General features: G+C 63.4%; 16 protein-coding genes. 6 read left to right on the top strand and 10 right to left on the bottom strand.

The window, feature by feature from the left end; translation table 11 throughout:
* Positions 1-37 precede the first annotated feature (37 nt).
* Together V7S54_RS16285 and hutF are read right to left on the bottom strand one after the other, a co-directional pair.
* Positions 38-1,072 (bottom strand): ABC transporter substrate-binding protein, encoded by a 1,035-nt coding sequence (locus V7S54_RS16285; RefSeq protein ID WP_065375302.1) that lies wholly within the window; start codon positions 1,070-1,072, stop codon positions 38-40.
* A gap of 35 nt (positions 1,073-1,107) precedes the next feature.
* Positions 1,108-2,484, bottom strand: a complete 1,377-nt coding sequence (hutF, locus tag V7S54_RS16280) for a formimidoylglutamate deiminase (protein WP_065375303.1) — start codon at positions 2,482-2,484, stop codon at positions 1,108-1,110.
* 136 nt (positions 2,485-2,620) lie between these two features.
* Between hutF and hutC the strand changes: the two genes are divergently transcribed.
* Both hutC and V7S54_RS16270 read left to right on the top strand, forming a co-directional pair.
* The gene (hutC, locus tag V7S54_RS16275) at positions 2,621-3,364 is read left to right on the top strand and encodes a histidine utilization repressor (protein WP_065375304.1); all 744 of its coding nucleotides are present in this window, start codon (positions 2,621-2,623) and stop codon (positions 3,362-3,364) included.
* A gap of 115 nt (positions 3,365-3,479) precedes the next feature.
* Entirely contained in the window at positions 3,480-6,404 is a 2,925-nt protein-coding gene (locus V7S54_RS16270; protein WP_336408650.1) for an aminotransferase, read from the top strand.
* A gap of 174 nt (positions 6,405-6,578) precedes the next feature.
* Here the strand turns inward: V7S54_RS16270 and V7S54_RS16265 are convergent, their stop codons facing one another.
* Both V7S54_RS16265 and V7S54_RS16260 read right to left on the bottom strand, forming a co-directional pair.
* Complete coding sequence (locus V7S54_RS16265) at positions 6,579-7,589, bottom strand: amino acid ABC transporter substrate-binding protein (RefSeq protein ID WP_065375306.1); 1,011 nt, start codon at positions 7,587-7,589, stop codon at positions 6,579-6,581.
* Between the two features lie 107 nt (positions 7,590-7,696).
* Positions 7,697-10,753, bottom strand: a complete 3,057-nt coding sequence (locus tag V7S54_RS16260) for an aminotransferase class III-fold pyridoxal phosphate-dependent enzyme (protein ID WP_065375307.1) — start codon at positions 10,751-10,753, stop codon at positions 7,697-7,699.
* A gap of 78 nt (positions 10,754-10,831) precedes the next feature.
* On the opposite strand from V7S54_RS16260, the gene V7S54_RS16255 reads away from it, so the two are divergent.
* Positions 10,832-11,314: an Lrp/AsnC family transcriptional regulator gene (locus V7S54_RS16255; RefSeq protein ID WP_058321068.1), complete on the top strand. Its 483-nt coding sequence runs from the start codon at positions 10,832-10,834 to the stop codon at positions 11,312-11,314.
* A gap of 11 nt (positions 11,315-11,325) precedes the next feature.
* Here the strand turns inward: V7S54_RS16255 and V7S54_RS16250 are convergent, their stop codons facing one another.
* Positions 11,326-12,264 (bottom strand): AraC family transcriptional regulator, encoded by a 939-nt coding sequence (locus V7S54_RS16250; protein ID WP_336408651.1) that lies wholly within the window; start codon positions 12,262-12,264, stop codon positions 11,326-11,328.
* Between the two features lie 218 nt (positions 12,265-12,482).
* Between V7S54_RS16250 and V7S54_RS16245 the strand changes: the two genes are divergently transcribed.
* Positions 12,483-13,529, top strand: coding sequence for an NAD(P)-dependent alcohol dehydrogenase (locus tag V7S54_RS16245; protein WP_065375308.1), 1,047 nt, complete (start codon positions 12,483-12,485; stop codon positions 13,527-13,529).
* Between the two features lie 134 nt (positions 13,530-13,663).
* Here V7S54_RS16245 and V7S54_RS16240 read toward each other — a convergent pair whose 3' ends face one another.
* Together V7S54_RS16240 and V7S54_RS16235 are read right to left on the bottom strand one after the other, a co-directional pair.
* Positions 13,664-14,128, bottom strand: a complete 465-nt coding sequence (locus V7S54_RS16240) for an Lrp/AsnC ligand binding domain-containing protein (protein WP_057254736.1) — start codon at positions 14,126-14,128, stop codon at positions 13,664-13,666.
* Positions 14,129-14,147: 19 nt separating this feature from the next.
* Positions 14,148-15,311 carry a M20 aminoacylase family protein gene (locus V7S54_RS16235; protein WP_065375309.1) on the bottom strand — a complete coding sequence of 388 codons (1,164 nt, stop codon included), beginning with the start codon at positions 15,309-15,311 and terminating at the stop codon, positions 14,148-14,150.
* A gap of 177 nt (positions 15,312-15,488) precedes the next feature.
* Here V7S54_RS16235 and V7S54_RS16230 point away from each other — a divergent pair, with 177 nt between their 5' ends.
* Together V7S54_RS16230 and V7S54_RS16225 are read left to right on the top strand one after the other, a co-directional pair.
* A complete protein-coding gene (locus V7S54_RS16230) occupies positions 15,489-16,574 on the top strand; it encodes a D-alanyl-D-alanine carboxypeptidase family protein (RefSeq protein ID WP_065375310.1) in 1,086 nt (361 codons plus the stop codon).
* Between the two features lie 12 nt (positions 16,575-16,586).
* Positions 16,587-17,741 (top strand): CobW family GTP-binding protein, encoded by a 1,155-nt coding sequence (locus tag V7S54_RS16225; RefSeq protein WP_065375311.1) that lies wholly within the window; start codon positions 16,587-16,589, stop codon positions 17,739-17,741.
* Positions 17,742-17,953: 212 nt separating this feature from the next.
* Here the strand turns inward: V7S54_RS16225 and V7S54_RS16220 are convergent, their stop codons facing one another.
* The 3 genes from V7S54_RS16220 to V7S54_RS16210 form a co-directional block, all read right to left on the bottom strand.
* On the bottom strand, positions 17,954-18,190 hold the full coding sequence (locus V7S54_RS16220; RefSeq protein ID WP_065375312.1) for a sulfurtransferase TusA family protein: 237 nt from the start codon (positions 18,188-18,190) through the stop codon (positions 17,954-17,956).
* On the bottom strand, positions 18,190-19,629 hold the full coding sequence (locus tag V7S54_RS16215) for a L,D-transpeptidase family protein (RefSeq protein WP_065375313.1): 1,440 nt from the start codon (positions 19,627-19,629) through the stop codon (positions 18,190-18,192). Before V7S54_RS16215 ends, V7S54_RS16220 begins: the two co-directional genes overlap by 1 nt.
* 267 nt (positions 19,630-19,896) lie before the next feature.
* Entirely contained in the window at positions 19,897-20,850 is a 954-nt protein-coding gene (locus V7S54_RS16210; protein ID WP_065375314.1) for an acetyl-CoA carboxylase carboxyltransferase subunit alpha, read from the bottom strand.
* Positions 20,851-20,860: the final 10 nt, after the last annotated feature.

The following is a 20,860-nucleotide window of genomic DNA, read 5'->3' as shown; positions in this document are numbered from 1 at the left end:
GATGCAGCGACTAGCCCGAGCCGGCGATGGGTCGCGATTACTTCAGGCTGGCTTCGATCTTGCCGCGGGCTTCGTCCGAAACCCACTTGCCCCAGACGTCGGCCTTGGTCTTCAAGAACTCGGCGGCGGCTGCCGTAGCGTCGACCTTGTTGTCGGCCATGTAGGCAAGGCTGCCGTTGACGGCTTCGAGCGGGAAGGTCGCCTTTTCGAGGATCGCGATGATCTCCGGTGCTTCCTGAGCGAAGGTGCTGTTGACACCATAGGAAACGTCGACCGACGGGAAGGCGCAACCCTGGTCGCGCTTGCCGGTGGCGCTCGAAAGCTCCTTCCAGCAGGCTTCGTTATAGGCCGGCTCTTCGAGCTGGACGAGCTTGAACTTGCCCATGATCGCTGTCGGCGACCAGTAGTAGAAGAGGATCGGCTCGCCCTGGAGATAGGCGGAGGTAATGGCGGAATCGAGCGCAGTACCCGTGCCCGGACGGAAGTTCACATAGGTCTCGCCGAGCTTGTAGGCTTCGAGCTTGGCCGAGCTGACGCCCTCGCAGGTCCAGCCCGACGGGCAATTGAGGAAGCGGCCCTTGGTGGGCTCTTCCGGATCGGCGAAGATTTCGACGATCTTGGCATCGGAAAGCTGCGAGACGCTCTTCAGGTCCGGCGCCTTGGCTTCGATGTTACGGCTGGCGTCGCCCTTGATCACATATTCCGGCACGAACCAGCCTTCGCTGGCGCCGACGAAGGTCTTGCCGACGGCAACGACCTTCTTTTCCTCGACGGCCTTGTTCCAGATGTCCGAGCGGCCGAGCCATTCCTCGGCGAAGATCTGGACGTCGTTGTTGGCGGTTGCCTGCTCCAGCGTCACCGAGTTGCCGGGGATCGAATCCACCTGGCAGTCGTAGCCCTTGGCAAGAATGGTCTTCATCACCTCGGTGATGAAGGCGCCGCTTTCCCAATCGATGCCGGCGAACATGACGGTCTTGCCGTCGCCGCAATAGGACGCGCTGGCGCTGCCGGTGGAGGCGGCAAGCATGAGGCCGGTGGCGGCAAGCGTGAGTTTCAGTTTGCTGATCGACATAAAGCTGTTCCCTGTTTTGATATTGGCTTCTGTGACTATTTCAGTTTCATCAGCACCCGCGCGAAAGCGCGGTCGATGTCTTCCTCCCGGTCGTGGCGTCCGTTCCGGATCTTCCACTCGCCCGCGACCATGACGTCGCGAACGGTCTCGCCGCCGAGCGCAAAGAGCCAGCGGTCGAGGATCTGGTTGTCGCTGGCGGCAGCGATGTAGGGATTGTCGCCGTCGAGCACGACGAAATCGGCGCGTGCGCCGACGGCGATGCCCGCGGTCTTCTGGCCGGCCGCCTGGGCGCCGCCCTTGAATGCCGCGTCGAAGATGGTGCGGCCGATCGAGGCGCCTGGCCCGGTGGCAAGCCGGTTGCGGCGGCGGTCGCGCAGCCGCTGGCCGTATTCGAGCAGACGCAGTTCCTCGGCGACGCTGGTCGCCACATGGCTGTCGGTGCCGACGCCGAAGCTGCCGCCTTCGGCCATGAATTCAACCGCCGGGAAGATTCCGTCGCCGAGATTGGCTTCGGTCGCCGGGCAAAGACCGGCAACGGCGCCGGAGCGCGCCAGACGCTGGCGTTCGGTTTCGGTCAGGTGCGTTGCATGAATTGCGCACCAGCGTTGATCGACCGGCATTTCGTCAAGCAGCCACTCGACCGGGCGGCGGCCGCTCCAGGCGAGGCTGTCGTCGACTTCCTTGGTCTGTTCGGCGACATGGATGTGGATCGGACCGGCGACCGGCGCTGCGTCGAGGATCGTGCGCATCTCCTCGGGCGTCGCCGCGCGCAGCGAATGAATGGCATACCCGAGCGTATTGCTGGCCTCGCGGCAAAGAGGCTCAAGGCGCTGGAGCAGGGCCAGGAAACGATCCGGATCATGCAGGAAGGGCCGCTGCCCGGGATTCGGTGCAACGCCGCCGAAATTGGCATGCGCGTAGAAAACCGGCAGATGGGTGAGGCCGATGCCGGTCGTGCGGGCGGCAGAGAGAATACGCAGCGACATTTCGGCTGGATCGGCGTAAGGGCTGCCGTCGGCCTGATGGTGCAGGTAGTGGAACTCGGCGACGTGGCCGAAACCGCCCTTCAGCATCTCCATGTAGAGCTTGGCGGCGATCGCCTCGACATCGTCGGGGTTTACCAGCCCAACGGTGCGATACATTTCCTCGCGCCAGGTCCAGAAGCTGTCATCGCCGCTGCCGGCCACTTCGGCAAGGCCGGCCATCGCGCGCTGGAAGGCGTGGGAGTGCAGGTTGGCAATCGCCGGGACCAGCGGTCCGACCGCCCGCTCGGCGCCAATGGCGGCGGTGCTGCCGGTTTCGATCGCTGCAATGTGACCTGAATCGTCGAGCGAGATCGCGACGTTTTCGGCCCAGCCACCGGGCAGGAGCGCCCGTTCTGCAAAGATCCGGTTGACGGGAAAACTAACCATGTGCATTTTCCTGTACGTAGTTGTATATGGAACTATAGATATTTTGCGCTGGCGCGCAAGCGTGAAATGAACGAAAAGATTCGTGAGCGAATGCGCATGATTTGTTCGGCATTCTGGAAAGACGGGGCTTGAACCGATGACGGCACTCAGAAAACGGAACGATACGGCCGCCTTCGAGGATGGTCCGGTGCCGCGCTACGAGGCGGTCAAGCAGTTCATCCGCAGCCGCATCGAGAGTGGCGAGTGGCCCGCCCATCACCGCATCCCCTCGGAAAACGACATCGTCGCCGACCTCGGTGTCAGCCGCATGACCGCCAACCGGGCGCTCAGGGAACTGGCAACCGAAGGCGCGATCACGCGGGTGCAGGGCGTCGGTTCGTTCGTCGCCGCGCACAAGGGCAGCACCGCACTTCTGGAAGTCCGCAACATCGCCGACGAAATCCACGAGCGCGGCCATACGCACACGTCGCTGATGACGCTTCTGCAGGAAGAGGTGGCGACGCCGGAGATCGGTTATGCGCTCGGCCTTGCCACCGGTGCCCGTGTCTTCCATTCGATCATGGTGCATTCGGAAAACGGCCTGCCGATCCAGATCGAGGATCGTTTCGTCAATCCGGCAATCTGCCCGCGTTATCTGGAGCAGGATTTCCAGGCGATGACACCGAACGCCTATCTTACCGCAGTCGCGCCCATCACGCGCACCGAACAGATCGTCGAGGCGGTGTCGCCGCAGCCGTGGGAATGCAAGCTGCTCGGCATCGACCGCAACGAACCCTGCCTGATGATCCGGCGCCGTACCTGGTCGGAGACAGCGAATGTGACGACGGCGCGCCTGCTTTATCCCGGCACGCGCTATCGCCTTGAGGGCATGTCGCAGTAGATCGGGATTGGGGCGACGGCAGAAAACCGCACATCTTTTCCTCATCCCGCTCTAATCTCGACAATATTCCGGTCGATTCGGAGGATCGACCGCCGAGTGGGAGGATGACGAGACCATGATTGAGGACGCGCTGAAGCTTCGCACCGAGTTGCCCAGGCCCGATGTCAGCGCCGAGGAGGCGCAGGCGTTGTTGGCGGAGCACTACGGTCTCTCAGGCACGATCAGCGAACTCGGCAGCCAGCAGGACCGCAACTATCGCATCGATACCGGCGAGCGGCGCTACGTGCTGAAGATCTGCCGTGCGGAATATGGGGGGCTCGAACTGGAGGCCCAGAATGCGGCCTTGCAGCATCTTTCCCAGCGCCTGACTTCGGCGCGTGTTGCGGAAGTCGTGCCCTCGCTCAAGGGCGAGGCGATCGAGAGCGTTACCGTCCGCGACCAGGATTACCGGATCCGCCTGTTGAATTTTCTCGATGGCGAGCCACTGACCCGGCGCAAGCATCTCTCGCGTGAAGCCGTTTCCGCGCTCGGCGCGCTGGCCGGGCGGCTGGCCGCTGCGTTGCAGGACTTCGAGCATCCAGGGCTTGAACGGGAACTGCAATGGGACCTGCGCCGCGCCGGTCCCGTCGTGCTTCATCTTCTCGCCGACATGCCGGACCAGCAGCGCAAGAAGCGGATCGCCGAGATCATGGTCGGAGCCATGCGTCGTCTGCAGCCGCTCACGGCCGAGCTGCGCATCCAGGCGATCCATCACGATGTCACCGACGACAATGTGGTGAGCCAGCCCGATGCATCCGGCCGGCCGATCCCTGACGGAGTCATCGATTTCGGCGATATCCTCAAGGGGTGGCTGGTCGCCGAGCTTGCCGTGACCTGCGCCTCTTTGCTGCATCATGCTGACGGTGACCCCTGGTTCATCCTGCCGGCAGTCAAGGGGTTTCACGCCGCGTGCCCGCTGACCGAGGTGGAGCTGAAGGCGCTCTGGCCGCTGATCGTCGCCCGCGCCGCCGTGCTGGTCGCAAGCTCCGAGCACCAGCTTTCGCGCGAACCTGACAACACCTACGTCGAGGGCAATGCCGCGCATGAGCGGGAGATCTTCGACGTCGCGACCTCGGTTCCGCCGGCGCTGATGGAGCACGCCATACTGGCGGCGGCGGGGTTTGCGCCGGCATTGCGGTCGGTGACCGGGGAGAGCCTGATCCAGGGGCTCGGGCCGAGCGATGTGCGCCAGATCGACCTGTCGATCCTGAGCCCGCTGTTGCCGGAGGAGCGCTGGCAGCATCAAGGGCTGCCGATTTCGCTGTTGCAGCACGCGGCCCACGCGATTGGCGTCGCGACAACGCGCTACGGCGAGTACCGGATGACCGAAACGCAACTGCGTTCGCCGAAGCCCGACGCGACGCTGGCGCTGCATGTCGACATCTGCCTGGAAGCGGGCCGCGAGATCGTCGCTCCGTTTGCGGGGCGCGTCATCCGGCAGGACGGGCTGCTGGTGCTGGAGGGAGCCGAGGGGAGCCTGTTCCTTGAAGGGGTGGAAGTCAGCGCCGATCTTGAGGCGACCGCCGCCGCCGGGGCGGTGCTGGGCGTCGTCTCCGGCGAACAGCAGTCCTATGGCCTGATCCGCGTGCAGCTTTGCCGCGAGCATGGCCTCGTGCCGCCGCTCTTTGCGATGCCGCATCAGGCAGAGGCCTGGAAGCATCTGTGCCCGTCACCGGCCGGCGTCCTCGGCTTCGAATGCGATGCGCCGGAACTGCACAGCGAAGCGTTGCTAAGCCGACGGCAGCAGCACTTCGCCAAGCCGCAGAAGAATTATTACCGGCACCCGCCACAGATCGAGCGCGGCTGGAAGGAATATCTCTTCGACGTCGAGGGCCGCAGCTATCTCGACATGGTCAACAACGTAACCATCCTCGGCCACGGGCACCCCCGGCTGGCGTCGGCCGTCGGGCGGCAATGGTCGCTGCTCAACACCAATTCGCGCTTTCACTATGCCGCCGTCGCCGAGTTCTCGACGCGGCTGGCGGCGCTTGCGCCTGACGGGCTCGACACGGTTTTTCTGGTCAACAGCGGCTCGGAGGCGAACGACCTGGCGCTCAGGCTCGCCTGGGCCTATTCCGGTGCGCGTAATGTGGTGACCCTGCTCGAAGCCTATCATGGCTGGACCGTCGCCAGCGACGCGGTCTCCACCTCGATCGCCGACAACCCGCAGGCGCTTGAGACCCGTCCGGCCTGGGTGCATCCGGTGCCGGCGCCCAACACCTATCGCGGCGAGTTCCGTGGTTCCGATACGGCGGACAGCTATGTCCGCTCCGTCGTCAAGAAGCTTACCGAGCTGGACGCCGCGGATGAGAAGCTCGCCGGCTTCATTTGCGAACCAGTCTACGGCAATGCCGGCGGCATCCCCCTGCCGAAGGGCTATCTCGACGCGGTCTATGCCATGGTGCGGTCGCGCGGCGGTGTCTGCATCGCCGACGAGGTGCAGGTCGGTTATGGCCGTCTCGGCGACTACTTCTGGGGCTTCGAAGAGCAGGGTGTCGTGCCGGACATCATCACCGTCGCCAAGGGTATGGGCAACGGCCACCCGCTCGGCGCCGTCATCACCCGGCGCGAGATTGCCGACGCGCTGGAGAAGGAAGGGTATTTCTTCTCATCCGCCGGCGGCAGTCCCGTCAGCTCCGTCGTCGGCCAGACCGTGCTCGATATCCTGACCGAAGAGCGGCTACCGGAGAATGCCCGTGTCGTCGGCGGCTATCTGAAGGCCCGGCTCGAAGCGCTGGGGGAACGCTTTCCGCTGATCGGCGCGGTGCACGGCATGGGGCTCTATCTCGGTGTCGAATTCGTTCGCGACCGGGAGAGCCTGTTGCCTGCGACGGAGGAGACGGTGGCGATCTGCGATCGCCTGCTCGATCTCGGCGTCATCATGCAGCCGACCGGCGACCACCTGAACGTGCTGAAGATCAAGCCGCCGCTCTGCCTCAGCCGGGAGAGCGCCGACTTCTTCGCTGACATGCTGGCACGGGTGCTGGAGGAAGGCTGGTAAGCCAGGCTCTCACCAGGCGGCACCGCCCGCCGTGTTCATCGGCGGGCTCGGCGGCCGTTGCGCCGGGTGAACACCAGAAACGAAAACGCCGCGGGGAGGGCCGCGGCGTCTCGTTGGCGCTTTTCCTCGGTCGAGCAATTCCAAACGGAGACTTTTGCCGGAATTGCTCGGGGATCAGCGTGCCGGCGGGGCGTACATCAGGCCGCCCTGGCTCCAGAGTTTGTTGAGGCCGCGCTCGATCTTCAGCGGGCTGTCCTTGCCGAGGTGGCGTTCGAAGACTTCGCCATAGTTGCCGACGGCGGAGACCGCCTGATAGGCCCACTTCGGATCAAGACCGAGCGACTTGCCGGCTTCGTTTTCGATGCCGAGGAAACGCTTCTGGCCGGTCGTGCCGCTTTCGAGCAGCTTGGCGGCATTGTCCTTGGTGATACCGAGCTCTTCGGCCTCGGTCAGCGCGAACAGGGTCCAGCGCACGACCTTGAACCACTGGTCGTCGCCCTGGCGGACGGCCGGGCCGAGCGGTTCCTTGGAGATGACTTCGGGCAGCACGACGAAACGATCAGGATCGTTCAGCGTCAGGCGTTGGGCGTAAAGCGCCGAAGCGTCGGTCGAATAGACGTCGCAGCGCGCCGTGTTGAAGGCCTGGATCGTCTGGTCGGCCTTTTCGAAAGCGACCACCTGGTACTGGATGTTGTTGGCGCCGAAATAGTCGGCCATGTTCTGCTCGGTCGTGGTGCCGGTCTCGGTGCAGACGGAGGCGCCCGAAAGTTCCTTGACGCTCTTCACGCCGAGATCGTTGCGCACCATGAACGCCTGGCCGTCATAGTAGTTGACACCGACGAAGCTCATGCCGAGATCGGTGTCACGCGACAGCGTCCAGGTGGTCTGCCGCGACAGCAGATCGGCCTCGCCCGACTGCAGCGCCGTGAAGCGCTCCTTGGTCGAAAGCGGCACATATTTTACCTTGTCGGGATTGCCGAGGGCTACAGCTGCGACCGCGCGGCAGAAATCGATGTCGAAGCCGGTCCATTCACCCTTGTCGTTGGGGGCGGAAAAGCCGAGCACGCCCTGGCTGACGCCACAGCGAAGCTCGCCGCGCTCCTTGATGACGTCGAGCATGCCGGCGTTTGCGGCGGTGCCGGCAAGGAACGCCGCGCTCGCCAGTGCTAGAACTCCAAGTTTCATTGTCCTGTTCTCCTCTTTTTCATGTTTTGGGCATGCGTCTTCACCGCCGGGATACGTGTCGTGCATCCCGGCCAACCCGTTTGGTTTTGCTGCTGTTCGACCCGGCGCTAGCCGAGCGTCTTCGCTACGTCTGCGAAGGTCTCCTCAAGTACGTCGATCAAATGATCGGCATCGCGTTTCGAGAAGATCATCGGCGGGCGCATTTTCAGGATGTTGTCCTGCGGACCTTCGGTGCCCATCAGCACGCCCCGGCGGCGCGCGCCGTTGGAAACAGCCCGGGCGAATTGGGTTGCCGGTGCCTTTGTCTTGCGGTCCGAGACGAGCTCGATGCCGAGGAAGAGGCCCATGCCGCGTACGTCGCCGATCACCTCGTAGCGGGCCTGCATGGCGCGGAAGGCGTCGATCAGATAGTTACCGACGGAAAGCGCGTTGCCGCGCAGATCCTGACCCTCGATCACGTCGAGTACGGCGAGACCGACGGCGCAGGAGACCGGGTTGCCGCCGAAGGTGTTGAAATACTCCATGCCGTTGTTGAAGCTGTCGGTCACCTCGCGGGTCGTGACGACAGCTGCCAGCGGATGGCCGTCACCGATCGGCTTGCCCATGGTGACGATGTCGGGAACGACGCCTTGCGTCTCAAACGCCCACCAATGGCTGCCGACCCGGCCGAAACCGACCTGGACTTCATCGGCGATGCAGACGCCGCCCGCCTCGCGCACCAGGCGGTAGACTTCCTTCAGATAGCCCCCCGGCAGGAACACCTGGCCGGCGACGCTCGGGATCGATTCCGCGATGAAAAAGCCGGGGCCTTCGCCCTTTGCTTTCATCGATGCGATCAGTTCGGCAACGCTCTCGGCAAAACGTTTGCCGTGCTCTTCGGCCGGCCAATCCGCCGGCGCATGGTAGCTGTCGGGAATGGTCGCCACATGCACATGCGGCTTCGGGCCCTTACCGCCCTTGCGGCGGAACTTGTAGGGGCTGATGTCGATCAGTTCCTGTGTCGTGCCGTGGTAGGACCAGTCGAGCGTAATCGCGTTTTCGCGGCCGGTGTGGGCGCGCATCAGCCTGAGCGCCAGGCTGTTGGCCTCGGAACCGCTGTTGACGAAGCCGGCAACGGTCAACTCTTTCGGCAGCGTCGCCGTCAGCCGCTCGGCATAGGCGACAATGTTGTCGTGCAGGTAGCGGGTGTTGGTGTTGAGGATCGCCGCCTGCTTGGCCATCGCCTCGACCACCGCCGGATGGGCGTGGCCGATGTGGCAGACATTGTTGAAGCAGTCGAGATAGGCGCGGCCACTGTCGTCGATCAACCACACGCCTTCGCCGCGCACGAACTTGATCGGCTTATCGTACGAGATCGAGAGGTTCGGCAGCAGCAGTTCCTTGCGCCGCCTGACGATCTCCTCGTGCGAGCGGCCCTTCTTCTCGTAGAACTCTTCGGCGATGCCGGCAAAGGTGCGGGCATCGGGGAACAGTTCGGCCCAGACGTCGAGGAACTGCGGCTCGCCGACGCCGAGGATCTCGGTCGCCGTCAGGCTGGTGTCGGTCGAAAGCTGCAGGTGCAGGTGCGGCGCCCAGCCGCCGTTTTCCTTCGGCGCACCCATCTCGCCGACGAGCGCGCCGGCTTCCAGCCGGTCGCCGGCCTTGATCCGGCCCATCGCTTCATGCGCCATGTGGCCCCAGAGGGTGGTGAAGGGCGGGCAGCCCTCCGGCTCGTGGCGAAGCGCGATCAGGCAACCATAGCCGAGCGGGTCTTTTTCGATTTCGACGCTGACGACGGTGGCGGCAAGGGGGGTATAGAGCTTGGTGCCGGCGGCCATGAACAGGTCGAGGCCGAGATGGCGGGTGCGGCGGGTTTGGTCGATGAAGCGTGAGACGAACATCTCGCCAGCATAGACCGTGCGTTCCTCGCCGAAGGGGCCGATGCCGAGCGCGACACCATGGTCGCGGCAATAGTCTTCCCAGATCGCCTGGGCTTCATCCGGCTGTTCGCCTGCGGATTTCACCGTCATCGGATGGGAGGGATCGCCATAGGGCACCAGTGCTGCCGGATAGGTGGCGGCCGGCTTCTCGAGCAGCGGCTTCAGCGTCTTGCGGTTGGCGTTGATCCAGGCTGTGACGCTGCGGGCCCCGGGGGTTGCCTCGAAGCCGCAGGCCTTGCGCAGGATCGCTGTGGCAAAGCGCGGGTTCATCCGGTCGAGCTTGCGCAGCAGCGTCCAGGCCGGCCGCTCGCTGATCGCGAGATAGGGGTTGTCGTCGGTATGGGCCCGGCGCGAGGCCGAGATGGTGACGGATGTCACGAGGCGCATGGCGATGAGATCGAACAGAAGGTCGACCTCTTCTTCCGCCAGCGGATATTCCTGATGGAAGCCGCGGGCGATTGCAGCGGCAGCGCTGATCGGATCGGGATGGTCGAGCCCGGCATAGGCGGCTGTGATCGCCACTTCGGCGATCACCGGCGCGTGCAGGGCATCACCGAAATCGATCAGGCCGGAGATCTGGTCGTGGTCCGCCTTGGCGACCAGCACGTTCCAGTCGTTGGCGTCGTTGTGGATGACGGCGGCGCGAAGGGTGGCAAGGCGCGGTGCGACGGATTTTTCGAAACGGGCGAGGAAGCGCTCCAGCAAAGCGCGGTCTTCGGCCGAGGCGACATGATGCAGCCGGTCGGCCGACCGAGCCGCGTGGCGGATGTCCCAGTCGAGGTCGCGCAGCGCGCCCGGATGCATGAAACCTCTGAGCGATGCGTCGAAGCGGCCGAGCATCTGCCCAAGCGATTGCAGCGCGGCGTCAGTGCGCCCCGTCTCGGCAAGCGGCAGGCCCTCGACCCAGCTGACGAGCCGCAGGCGATGCGTGACGCCGCGCGCGCTCGTGGTCGAAGCGAGGCTCGCGCCATCAAGCGTCGGGCGGATATGCGGCACCGGCAGATCGACGGCATGGGTGCCGACATGGCTGAGAAGCGCCGTCTGGAAATCGCTTTCGACTTCGGGCTCGGCACCGTTGATGATCTTCAGGATGTAAGTGTCGCCACCCGTGGTCTCGACCTTGAAATTCTGGTCGCGTTCGCTGGCAAGCGGCGAGAGCAAACCTTCTAGGCCGTAATGCTCCTTGAGCAGCGCCGCTGCCGCGTCGGTCGAAAAGTCAGGCGTCGTCGTCAGCATATCGTTCATGGGGACCCTCATCTGTCAGCGAGAGTTACATGAGCTGTGCTGCGATGCATCCGGCAATATGCCGGTTGCACCGGCACTATGTTTATAATAACCGTCATATTGTCGGCGCGATCAAGGAGAGCAGACATGCAGGACATCGACGCGATCGATCGCACCATCCTCAGCATCCTGTCGCAAGAGGCGCGCATCCCGATGAAGTCGCTGGCCGGCCGCATCGGTCTCTCGAGAAGTGCGACGACCGAGCGCGTCAGCCGGCTCGAAAAAGCCGGCGTCATCCGCGGTTATCGCGCCGATATCGGCCAACTGGAGGAGGGTACCATCCAGGCCTTCCTGCTCGTCACCTTGAAGCGCACGCCGTCGATCGGCGTGCTCGATCGGCTCGCCGGCTTTTCGTCGGTGCGCAAGGTGTCATCCGTCAGCGGCCAGCTCGATCTGGTCGTCGAGGTGGAGGTCGGCTCGATCAATGCGCTCAACGAGCTGCGCAACGAAGTGGCGACGATGGATAATGTCGAGGACCTGACGACCTCGATCGTCCTTCGGCGGGATATCGAACGGAGCTGAGAGCGTGCTCTTCAGCCCTCGCTCAGCATCTCCGCTTGCGGCCCTAGTCTTTCGAGCAGCGAGCGGCGCACGCGGCCAATGTCGCGCATCGGCGGTTCGCCGAAGTGGCGGGCATATTCCCGGCTGAACTGCGACTGGCTTTCGTAGCCCACCTGGTGGCCGGCGTCGCCGGCGTCGAGTTGCTCCTCCAGCATCAGCCGCCGCGCCTCCTGCAGCCGGAGTTGCTTCTGGTATTGCAGCGGGCTCATCGCGGTGATCGCCTTGAAATGATGGTGCAGCGACGAGACGCTCATGGAGACACGGTTGGCGAGATCGTCGATCCGCAGCGGCCGCGAATAGTGCTCCTTCAGCCAGGCGACGGCGCGGCCGACCTGATGCGGCTGGCTGTCGGTCGTGGCCATCTGCCGCAGGCGGTGGCCGTGCGGGCCGGTCAAAAGCCGGTAGAGGATCTCCTGTTCGATCAGCGGCAAGAGGGTGGGGATATCGTCTGGCCGTTCGAGCAGGCGCAGCAGGCGCAGGGCCGCGTCTTCGAGATCGACAGTGATCTTGCTGACGCTCATGCCGCGCGCCGAAGCGGCAGGCTGCGGCAATTGCGACAAGGACGCAAGCAGCGCCTGAATCTTGCCGGGATCGAGCGTGAAGGCCATGCTGAGATAAGGTTCTTCTGCGGAGGCCTTGCAGACCTGGGAGAGAACGGGCAGGTCGATTGACGTCAGCAGATAGTCCGACGCGCCGTAGATCAGGGTCTCTTCACCGAGCACCACGCGCTTCGCGCCTTGTACGATGATCGCCAGGCTCGGCCGATAGGCCGAGCAGTTGACCGGGGCGTCGCCGCCATGGCGATGAAGGGTCAACCCGGAAATCTCGGTCAGGTGGTCGCCGTCCCGCTCGGCAAACCGGGCAATGACATCGATCATCTGGTGGCGGGCAGTCTGTCTTGTGGCTGTCATAATCTGCGGTCTTTCCAGCGGCTTAGCATTGTGTGAGGCAACGCTCAGATAGGGCATCGACGTGCCATCTCCAGGATCTCACTGTCAATCTTGTAGGATCGTGCAAGAATTTTGCAGGATCGCTCTAACGCTCACCGTGTCTGCGCCCCCATAGTTCGAGGTGCGTCAGGCCGGGTTCCCTCCGGACCTGCACCCTTTCCCAAAATGAGGACAGACTGATGGCCATTGCAAGAGGATATGCGGCGACCGATGCGTCGAAGCCGCTTACGCCCTTCACCTTCGAGCGCCGCGAACCGCGCGACGACGACGTGGTGATCGAGATCAAATATTGCGGCGTCTGCCACTCCGACATCCACCAGGCCCGCAATGAATGGGGCAATTCGGCCTTCCCGATGGTCCCCGGCCACGAGATTGTCGGCATCGTGACGGCGGTCGGCTCCAAGGTCACCAAGTTCAAAGTTGGTGACCGCGCCGGCGTCGGCTGCTTCGTCGATTCCTGCACCACCTGCGCCACGCGCGACCTCGACCTGGAACATTACATGCCGGGTCTGATCGTGACCTATAACGGCGTCGAGGCCGACGGCAAGACCCCGACCCAGGGCGGCTATTCCGACAGCATCGTTGTCAAGGAAGGCTATGTGTTGTCCATCCCGGAGAACCTGCCGCTCGATGCCGCAGCACCGTTGCTTTGCGCCGGCATCACGCTTTATTCGCCACTGCGCCACTGGAAGGCCGGTCCCGGCAAGAAGGTCGCGATCGTCGGCATGGGCGGCCTCGGCCACATGGGCGTCAAGCTGGCGCACGCCATGGGCGCGGAGGTGACCGTTCTTAGCCAGACGCTTTCCAAGAAGGAAGACGGCCTGAAGCTCGGCGCCGACCACTACTATGCCACCAACGATCCGGAGACGTTCAAGGCGCTGCACGGCACGTTCGACCTGATCATCTGCACCGTCGCTGCCGAGATCGACTGGAACGCCTACGTCAATCTCCTGAAGGTCGACGGTGATTTCGTCCTCGTCGGCATTCCGGAAAACGCCGTGCCGGTCCACGCCTTCTCGCTGGTTCCGGCGCGCCGCAGCATTTCCGGTTCGATGATCGGCTCGATCAAGGAAACCCAGGAAATGCTCGACTTCTGCGGCGCGCACGGCATCGTCTCGGAAATCGAAACGATCCGGATCCAGCAGATCAACGAAGCCTATGAGCGCGTCGTCAAGAGCGACGTACGCTATCGCTTCGTCATCGACATGGCGTCCCTCGCGGCGTGACGAGTTAAGGCGCGGCATGTCTCGTCGGGCATGCTGCGCCATTCGGGATTGCAAAGGCGGGTATGGGGAGTGGGGTGTCTCCCGAAAGGTAGCGAGGGCCCGCGCAATTAACGCCCGCGGGTCGCCGCGACCGCTCAAACGAGCGGCAACGGCCCGTCGTTCTTGATCTCCTCCATCACCGCATAGGTGCGGGTCTCCTTGACGCCCGGCAGCGTCCAGAGAACCTGGCCGAGAAAGTTGCGGTAGGCGGCCATATCCTCAAACCGCGTCTTGACGAGATAGTCGAAGCCCCCCGCCACCATGTGACATTCGAGCACGGCTGGTGCCTGTTTGACGGCGGCGGCGAACTGGTCGAAGACGTCGGGCGTCGTCTTGTCGAGCATGACCTCGATGAAGACCAGCAGGCCGAAGCCGAGCTTGTGCGGGTCAAGCCGTGCGCCGAAACCCGAGACGTAGCCCTCCTTCAACAGCCGGCGCAGGCGCTCGCTGGTCGCCGTCGGCGACAGGCCGATGCGATCGGCAAGCTCCAGATTGGTGATGCGCCCATCCGCCTGGAGGATGTTGAGAATTCTACGGTCAATCTTGTCGATCTGATGCATGGTGCCTCCCGCCGATGCCTCAGGCGGCAAGTCGCGTTTCCGCGAGCTTCACCCAGTAGGAGATGCCGTGCGGGATCGCCTCGTCATTGAAATCGTAAGCCGGGTGATGCAGCCCGGCGGTGTCGCCGTTGCCCATGAACACGAAGGCGCCGGGACGTGCGAGCAGCATGTAGGAGAAATCCTCTCCGCCCATCATCGGGTCGAGCGACGGCTTGACGTTGCTTGTCCCCGCGATCTCGGCCGCGGCCTTCAAAGCGTAGCCGGTCTCTTCCGCATGGTTCACGGTCACCGGATAGTTGCGGTTGTAGTGAACGGTGACGGTCGCGCCGTATAGGGCCGCCACTCCTTCGGCGATCGTGCGGATGCGAGCCTCGCCGATATCGCGCACCTCGGGCACGAGAGTGCGCACCGTGCCGCCGAGCACGGCGTCTTCCGGAATGACGTTGTGGGCGAAGCCGGCGTTGAACTTTGTGACGGAGACGACGACCGAAGCGAGCGGATCGACCGTACGCGAGGCGATCGTCTGCAGAGCAGTGACAATCTGCGTGCCGACAATGATCGGGTCGATCGTCCTGTGCGGCTGGGCCGCATGGCCGCCGCGGCCCTTGATGGTGATGGTGAATTCGTCGGTCGAAGCCATGATGGGGCCGACACGGCTGCCGAAGTGACCAATGGGCATGCCCGGCATATTGTGCATGCCATAGACTTCCTCAATGGCGAAACGCTCCATCATGCCGTCCTTGACCATCTCGTTGCCGCCGCCGCCGCCTTCTTCGGCCGGCTGAAAGATGACGGCGACATTGCCGGCGAAGTTGCGGGTTTCGGCGAGATACTTGGCCGCGCCGAGAAGCATGGCGGTATGGCCGTCGTGGCCGCAGGCATGCATCTTGCCAGACGTTTCCGAAGCCCAGGGCCTGCCGCTCGTCTCGGTAATCGGCAGCGCATCCATGTCGGCGCGCAGGCCGATCGTGCGGCCCGCGCCGAGATTGCCGCGGATCAGGCCGACGACGCCGGTGCGGCCGAGGCCCGTCACGACTTCGTCAACGCCGAACTCCTTCAGTTTCTTTTCGACGAAGGATGCCGTATTTTCGACCGCGAACAGGAGCTCCGGGTTCCTGTGCAGGTGGCGCCGCCATTCGGCGACTTCGTTCTGGAGCTCGGCGGCACGGTTGAGTATCGGCATCGGTTCGTCCTGTCGGTCTGTTCGATCACTGTGTATCTGCGGTGGATTGGCAGGGGTGCCCGTGAATGGGCTTTGCCATCTCCTCGCCATATAGGCTAAATAGCCGGACGAGACGAGGCAACAGCGGAATTTCGAGGTTCTATCGTGGTGACAGCAGGAATTTTCACGCGTGGCAAGATGAGGGCGCTTGGTGTCACGGCAGTGACGTGCGCGACGCTTCTTGCGGCATTGCCGGCTGCAGCCAATCCGAGGCTGGTCGTCGACGTCAATTCGCTGAAGGTCTACGAACACCAGGACATCTTCCAGAAATGGTATCCGGCGTCACTGACCAAGCTGATGACGGCCTATACGGCCTTCCGCGCGATCAAGTCGGGACAGCTCACGCTCGAGAGCCCGGTCATCATGACCAAGAATGCGGCCTCCGAGCCGCCGAGCAAGATGTTCTACAAGCCCGGGCAGGCGATGACGCTCGACAGCGCGCTGAAGATGATGCTGGTCAAGTCCGCGAACGACGTTGCCGTCGCGATCGCCGAGACGGTCGGCGGTTCGGAGCCCGCCTTCATCGAGCGCATGAACGCCGAGGCGCGCCGCATCGGCATGACCTCGTCCAACTTCATCAATCCCAACGGCCTGCCGGGTCCCGGTCAGTATACGACGGCGCGCGACCTTGCGGTGCTGGCGATTACGCTGAAGCGCGAGTTCCCGCAATACGCCTCCTATTTCTCGCTGGAAGGCTTTACCACCGGCAAGAAGAACTATCCGAACTACAACATGCTGATCGGCCGCTTCGAAGGTGCCGATGGCATGAAGACCGGCTTCATCTGCGCCTCCGGTTTCAACCAGGTTTCGTCTGCCACCCGTGACGGGCGTAGCGTCGTCTCGGTCGTGCTCGGCGAGGATAGCCTCGGCGCGCGTGCCGACGAATCTGCGCGGCTCATGCAGATGGCGCTGACGACGAGCGGCAACGGCAAGCCTTCCCTCGTGCAGATCCCGCCCTATGGCGAGACGCGCGACGTGGTGGCCGATGTCAGCAAGCAGATCTGCTCGAAGGCGGCGGCCAAGGTCCGCAGCGAAGGCCGCGACGAGGCCGGCCGCCAGAAGCTGCTTTCGCCCTATATCCACGATATCAACCGGCCGCTGAAGCTCGCCTTCGCCGGCCTTATCGCCGGCAGCGGTGAGAAGGCGCCGAAAGTCGTCGCCGACCAGGCTGGCCAGGGCGACGCCGCGAATGTGCCGATCCCCGTGCCGCGGCCGACCTTCTGATCGGAGTTCATGATGGCTAGTCCCTTGTCGGCGGTGCCGGTTTCCATCCTCACCGGCTTTCTCGGTGCGGGCAAAACAACGTTGCTCAACCGGTTGCTGAAGGATCCCGATCTCTCGGACACGGCGGTCATCATCAACGAGTTCGGCGACGTCTCGATCGACCACCTGCTGGTCGAAGCTTCCAGTGACGGCGTCATCGAGCTTTCCGACGGCTGCCTTTGCTGCACGGTGCGTGGCGAATTGGTCGACACGCTTGCCGACCTTATGGATCGGATGCAGACCGGCAAGATCAAGCCGCTGAAGCGCATCGTCATCGAAACGACCGGCCTTGCCGACCCCGCGCCGGTGCTGCAATCCGTGATCGGCAATCCCATCATCGCGCAGAACTTCCGGCTGGACGGCGTCGTCACCGTCGTCGATGCCGTCAACGGCCTGCAGACGATCGCCAATCACGAGGAAGCCCTGAAGCAGATCGCAGTCGCCGACCGTATCGTCATCAGCAAGACGGGTCTCGCCGATGCTTCCACGCGCGACGCGTTGACGGTTCGCATCCGGGCGCTCAATCCGCGTGCGCCGCTCATCGATGGCGACAGCGACGAGGCGGGACGCTCAGCGCTTTTCGCCTGCGGCCTTTATGATCCGTCCTCGAAGATCGCCGATGTCGGCCGCTGGCTGCAGGACGAGGCGCACCACGACGACGGCCACCATCACCACGATCACGATGATCAACATCACGACCACGATCATCATCATGACCATGACCACCATCATCATGATGTGAACCGGCATGGCGGCGACATCCGCTCGTTCAGCATCGTGCACGACCGGCCGATCGAGCCGATGGCACTCGACATGTTCATCGACCTCCTGCGTTCGGCCCATGGCGAGAAGCTGCTCAGGATGAAGGCGATCGTTGCGGTTGCCGACAGACCGGACCGGCCGCTGGTGCTGCATGGGGTGCAGAATGTCTTTCACACGCCGGAGCGTCTGGCGGCATGGCCGGACCCAAACGACCGGCGCACGCGCATGGTGCTGATCACCAAGGGATTGACGGAAGACTTCGTGCGCGACCTGTTCGACGCCTTTACTGGCAAGCCGCGCATCGACCGGCCGGACGCGCAGGCGCTTTCCGACAATCCGCTCGCCGTTCCCGGCATGCGGTTTTAAGCAAACTCCAGGAAAAGTGCGAAGCGGTTTTCCGTCCGGAGTTGCGAGCCAACTTTGGAGCAAACTCCAGGAAAAGCGCGAAGCGGTTTTCCGTCCGGAGTTGCGAGCCAACTTTGGAGCAAACTCCAGGAAGAGTGCGAAGCGGTTTTCCGTCCGGAGTTGCGCCTGCAAAGAACCAAGCCAAAGCGATGCCGCAGCCCGTCGCGGGCGTCTCAGGCGCCCTTGCGGATCAGAAACCGGTGGCCGCCGTCGGCCACAGCGGACTCTTCGAGCGTGTGGCCGTCCTCGTTGCAGAAGTGCGGGATATCGATCACCGCCAGAGGATCAGTCGTCTCGATCTCCAGCAATGCGCCCGGGGCTAGTGAGGACATGCGCTTGCGCGTCTTCAAAACGGGAAGGGGGCATTTAAGCCCCCTGAGGTCGTAGACGATCTTGGTCTCGCCCGGCATCAATTGCCCCAGATTTTCCAGAAGGGGCGCTTCTTCGGCGGCTCTTCGGTGAGCACGGGCGTTTCCGCCACCGCCTCGGGGGAGGGTGCCGTTGCAACGGCGGCCGTCTGCTGCTCGGTCGGAGCTGGCGCCGTCGTGCGTGCCTGCTTGGCCGTCTTCGCCGGTTCCTGTGCCTGCGGTGCGACGGCTGCCTGCTGTTCGGGTGTCTGAACGGCCGGAGCGGGTGCTTCGGCCTCCGGCTCGCCCTTCGAGAACAGGCTCCAGAAGGATTTCTTCGCCGGCTGCTGGACGGCTGCCTGCATCACCGGCTGTGGAATGGGATTGGCGGCCGGAACCGGGACGTGCTTGCCGCCGTCGGTCGCCTTTTCGAGTTCCTTCTTCTGGATCTCGACGGCCTGCTTAGTCTCTTCCGCTTCCTTCTGGTCGGCGAGCTTCTTCTCGAGGTCGCTGGCCTTCATCAGCTTGCCGGCGTCGAAGGAGTTGCCGGTCGGCGCATAGGCGAGCTCGCGGCCGACGCGCTGCTTGGCGACGATCGCCTTGCGCTCGGCTTCGCTCGGCTCGTACCAGACCATGCCGTCATACTTCTTCATGGCCTTGTCGTAGTCGGTCTGGTAGGTCTTCTCGAAGCCTGCCATCGCCACCTGCAGCGCCGGCGGGGTCGACATGGCCGGGCACTGGCCGCCCGGATTGAACGGGCCGGCGGCCTGCTGATTGAAGACGTACCTCTTCTCGCAGACATTGACCTCTGGCGGGCGCTTGGTGATCTCGAACTGGTCGTAGCCGACCTTCAGCATCTTCCAGAACTCGATGTTCGGGTTGTTGCGATGGCGCGCCATGTTTTCCGCGGTCATGCGGAAGGGGAAGGCCTGCAGCTGAACGCTTTCCTGGCCGCCCTTGAAGGAATCCCGGGCGAGCGCGAAGATCTCGATCATCTGCTCGTCGGTCATCGAGTAGCAGCCCGACGACGAGCAGGCGCCGTGGATCATCAGGTGCGTTCCCTGACGGCCGTTCGCCTTGTCGTAGGTGTTGGGATAGCCGGTGTTGATCGCCAGATAATAGTTCGAGTTGGGGTTCAACTGATGCGGGAAGAGCGGGTAGAAGCCTTCCGGCGCCTGGCGGTCGCCTTCCTTTACCTTGGGCCCAAGCTTCCCGGACCAGGCGCAAATCTTATAGGTTTTCAGCAGCTGGAAGCGGTTGGATGTATTGGCCTTCCAGACCTCGAGCGTGCCTTCTTCCTTGAAGATGCGCAGCGCGATCGGGGCCTGCTTCTGCATCCCGAGTTCGGTCATCTTTTTGACCATGGGTCCCGAGACCTGGTACTCGGTCTTGTTCTTGACGGACTTGAGGTCGACCGATGTCGTCGTGTCCAGCGTTTCATTGGTGCAGCCGGCAAGCGCGGCGACAATGGCGGCGGAAGCTACAAGGTTCCAGAAACGCATCAGCAGAGGCCCGTTCAAACCCAACTCGACTAAGAGAGCCCAAGTCCGCGAGGGGTGGGCCGTTCAGAGAATCACTAAGCGATTATACTTCACGAATTCTTAACCCTGCAGGGTGCCCCTGCCGATGCGCTGTTCATGACCTCATGAATATGGCCAAGATTTGGCCACACTCCGCTTTGCAGTTGCGAAATCCGCTTGCGCAATCGCGAACCATCAGGGCCAGATCGAATAGAGAGCGTAGGATTTCCGCCCCTATCCCGTTCCTGCTTAGAGGTTGCGGCCGATATTGAGGTACTTCTGTCGGCGATCCGTGCGCAACTGGTCACCATTGCGTCCGGACAATTCCTTCAACGCGTCGGCGATCACGGTTCCTGTGCGGCCGATGACCGCGTTCGGATCGCGGTGTGCGCCGCCGACCGGCTCCTGAATGATGCCGTCGATGACGCCGAGCGCCTTCAGGTCCTCGGAGGTGATCTTCATGTTGCTTGCGGCTTCCTTGGCGCGGGTGGAATCGCGCCACAGGATCGAGGCTGCACCTTCCGGCGAGATAACGCTGTAGATCGCATGCTCCAGCATGTAGACGCGGTTGCCGGTGGCGATCGCGATGGCGCCGCCGGATCCGCCTTCACCGATGACGACGGTGACGATCGGCACGCGGACGTTGAGGCACATCTCGGTCGAGCGGGCGATCGCTTCCGCCTGGCCGCGTTCCTCGGCGTTGACGCCAGGATAGGCGCCTGCCGTGTCGACCAGCGTGATCAGCGGCAGGCCGAAGCGGTCGGCCATTTCCATGACGCGGATCGCCTTGCGGTAGCCTTCAGGACGGGGGCTGCCGAAGTTGTGCTTGATGCGCGACTTGGTGTCATTGCCCTTCTCCTGGCCGAGAACGGCCACCGGCATGCCGCGGAAACGCGCAAGGCCGGCCTGAATGGCATCGTCGTTGGCGAAGTTGCGGTCGCCGGCAAGCGGCGTGAACTCGGTGAAGAGTTCGGCGGCGTAATCCAGGAAGTGCGGGCGCGAGGGGTGACGGGCGACCTGGGTCTTCTGCCAGGGCGTCAGCTTGGAATAGATCTCGACCATCGCGTCGCGGACGCGCGTCTCCAGGCGTTCGATCTCATCCGAAGTGTTCACGCTCTCGTCTTCGCCGGCGAGCTTCTTCAATTCGAGAATCTTGCCTTCAAGGTCGGAGATGGGTTTTTCGAAATCGAGATAGTTGTGCATGAGATGCGTT

Source organism: Ensifer sp. CCNWLY38, from assembly GCF_037120565.1.
Classification (GTDB): Bacteria; Pseudomonadota; Alphaproteobacteria; order Rhizobiales; family Rhizobiaceae; genus Ensifer; species Ensifer adhaerens_H.
The sequence above is the reverse complement of the archived record's forward strand: the minus strand, read 5'-3'. Positions and strand labels throughout refer to the sequence as shown.